This window comes from Burkholderiales bacterium (genome assembly GCA_013695435.1).
Classification (GTDB): domain Bacteria; phylum Pseudomonadota; class Gammaproteobacteria; order Burkholderiales; family JACMKV01; genus JACMKV01.
The window spans coordinates 1-2,173 of record JACDAM010000261.1 but is presented as its reverse complement, the minus strand read 5'-3'; the positions used below and the strand labels follow the sequence as shown (position 1 = coordinate 2,173).

Below are 2,173 nucleotides of genomic sequence, written 5' to 3'. Positions count from 1 at the left end.
AGCCGCCCGGCCCAGAAATCGTCGCGATTCAAGGTGCACATCGAACCGCCGGCTTCCTTCAGGATCAGCGAGCCGGCTGCGTAATCCCACAGTTTCTGGCCGCCATGCAGATACAGATCGAAACGGCCCGCTGCGGTGTAACACCATTCAAGCGTACTGGCGCCGTAGTTGCGCGCCGACGAATACGGCGGTTCGGTGGCTAGGTGCTCGGCAAGCTTTGGCGTCAGTCGTTTGAAGTCGACGCTCGCCATGGCCTCTCGCAACGCCGGCGCGCGATCCTTGATCGGCAGCGGCTCGCCGTTCAGATAAGCGCCGCGGCCTTGCGCCGCATAAAAAACTTCGTCGGAGACCGGATCGTAGACCACGCCGAGTATGCTGCGGCCGTGCTGCATCAGTGCGACCGAAACCGCGAAGTACGGCAAACCGTTGACGAAATTCGATGTGCCGTCGATCGGATCGACGCACCATAAGCCGGCATCGCCGGCCAGCCATTGTTCGGCCTGTTCGAGCCGCGTCATCTCTTCGCCGATCATCGCGCCGTCGTAGATTTCTCGCAGCTTCCGCGATAGCGCTTCCTGCGCGGCAATGTCGGCTTCGGTGTACAGACTGCCGTCTGTCTTGCGTTTGTGGGCGACGCGCAGATAGCGCGGCATGATTTCGGCGGCGGCGACGGCCTTGACGGCGGCGATCACGGGTTCGAGCATTTCCTCGACCGGCAGCATCGCCGGTTCGATCAGGCGTCGCGTTTCCATTTGATCGAGCAGCCGATGCTTGGAATTTGCTCGGTCGGCCCGCGGCCGGTCTTACCGATTTGCAGCATGGCCTCGAACAATTCGCGTCGCGCACCGGCGCTTTCACTTTTCCCTGAAGAATCGAGTCGGCCCCGGTATTGCAACTCGAGGCCGGCGTTGAAGCCGAAGAAGTCGGGTGTGCAAACCGCGCCGTAAGCCATCGCTGTCGCCTGCGATTCATCCCATACGTAAGGAAATGGAAACGCGAACTGCTCGGCGACTTGCCGCATGATGTCGAACGAATCTTCCGGGTAATCGGCGACGTCGTTCGACGAGATGGCGATAGAACCTATGCCATGTTGCAGCAGTTCGGCGCAATCGCGCACCAGCCGCGTCCGCACCGCTTTAACGTAAGGGCAGTGATTGCAGATGAACATGACGACAAGGCCATTCTTGCCGCGCACATCGCCGAGGCGGTAGCGCTTGCCGTCAGTGCCGGGTAAATCGAATTCGGGGGCTGGGGAGCCGAACGTGCAGACCGGGGAGGATTCGCTCATGTTGATTTTGGCGCGGCGACGGAGAAGCGTCGCGCGCATATAATATCACGCGCGAACATCTTCCCCGACGGCGCGCAGTCCTCACCGTTACCCTGGTGGCCTCATCGCCATTCAACCTTTCATGCCGCTTGCCCGCTTCTATTGCCCGATCGATCTCGAAACCGGGGCCGACATTCGGCTGCCGGTTGCCGCCGCCCATCACGCGCTCAAGGTTCTGCGCGTGCGGACCGGCGATCGTCTCGTTCTGTTCAATGGCCGCGGCGGCGAATTTACGGCGCTGGTCACGCATTGCGGCAAGGACGCTGTCGTCGTCGGCGATCTTGAATTCCACCCTGTCGAGCGCGAGTCTCCGCTCGCCATCACGCTCGCGCAGGCCGTGCTGAATGCGGAAAAAATGGACTGGGTGGTGCAAAAAGCCGTCGAACTCGGCACAGCGCGCATACGACCGTTGACGACGCTGCGCAGCGTCGTGCGGCTCGATGCCGGACGCGCCGCCAAACGCGCGCAGCATTGGCGGAACATCGTGGTCGCATCCTGTGAACAGTGCGGTCGCAATCGGATTCCCGAAATCGGCGCGGTGATCGCGCTGCCCGATTGGTTAGGCCAACTGAAAGATGAGGCGGAGCAAGGCGCGGTCGAAGCCGAATTGCGTCTGATTTTGTCACCGGATGCGCCAGCGAGCTTGCGTAAACTCCCAGCGCCGAATCGAAAGCTCACAGTTCTGATCGGGCCGGAAGGCGGCTTCACGGACGACGAAGTGCGCGCCACGGCGACGGCCGGATTTGTTCCGGTTGCTTTGGGCCCGCGCATCCTGCGCACCGAAACCGCAGGCCCTGCCGCACTCGCGGCAATGCAGGCCTTGTATGGAGATTGGTGAGCAGGCGC

Annotated in this window: 3 protein-coding genes; 1 reads left to right on the top strand and 2 read right to left on the bottom strand. The window is 61.9% G+C overall.

Going from position 1 to position 2,173, the window contains the following annotated elements; genetic code table 11:
• Together H0V78_12965 and H0V78_12960 are read right to left on the bottom strand one after the other, a co-directional pair.
• The coding region (locus H0V78_12965) for an inositol monophosphatase family protein (GenBank protein MBA2352650.1) at nt 1-704 on the bottom strand (704 nt) is incomplete at its 3' end.
• 29 nt (nt 705-733) lie between these two features.
• Entirely contained in the window at nt 734-1,288 is a 555-nt protein-coding gene (locus H0V78_12960) for a thioredoxin family protein (GenBank protein MBA2352649.1), read from the bottom strand.
• Nucleotides 1,289-1,409: 121 nt separating this feature from the next.
• Here H0V78_12960 and H0V78_12955 point away from each other — a divergent pair, with 121 nt between their 5' ends.
• Complete coding sequence (locus H0V78_12955) at nt 1,410-2,165, top strand: 16S rRNA (uracil(1498)-N(3))-methyltransferase (GenBank protein ID MBA2352648.1); 756 nt, start codon at nt 1,410-1,412, stop codon at nt 2,163-2,165.
• The last annotated feature ends 8 nt before the right edge of the window (nt 2,166-2,173 follow it).

Bases quoted from the DNA above. Each gene is read 5' to 3' on its own strand.
- H0V78_12960 (MBA2352649.1), bottom strand. From the start codon at position 1,288: ATGAGCGAATCCTCCCCGGTCTGCACGTTCGGCTCCCCAGCCCCCGAA.
- H0V78_12955 (MBA2352648.1), top strand. From the start codon at position 1,410: ATGCCGCTTGCCCGCTTCTATTGCCCGATCGATCTCGAAACCGGGGCC.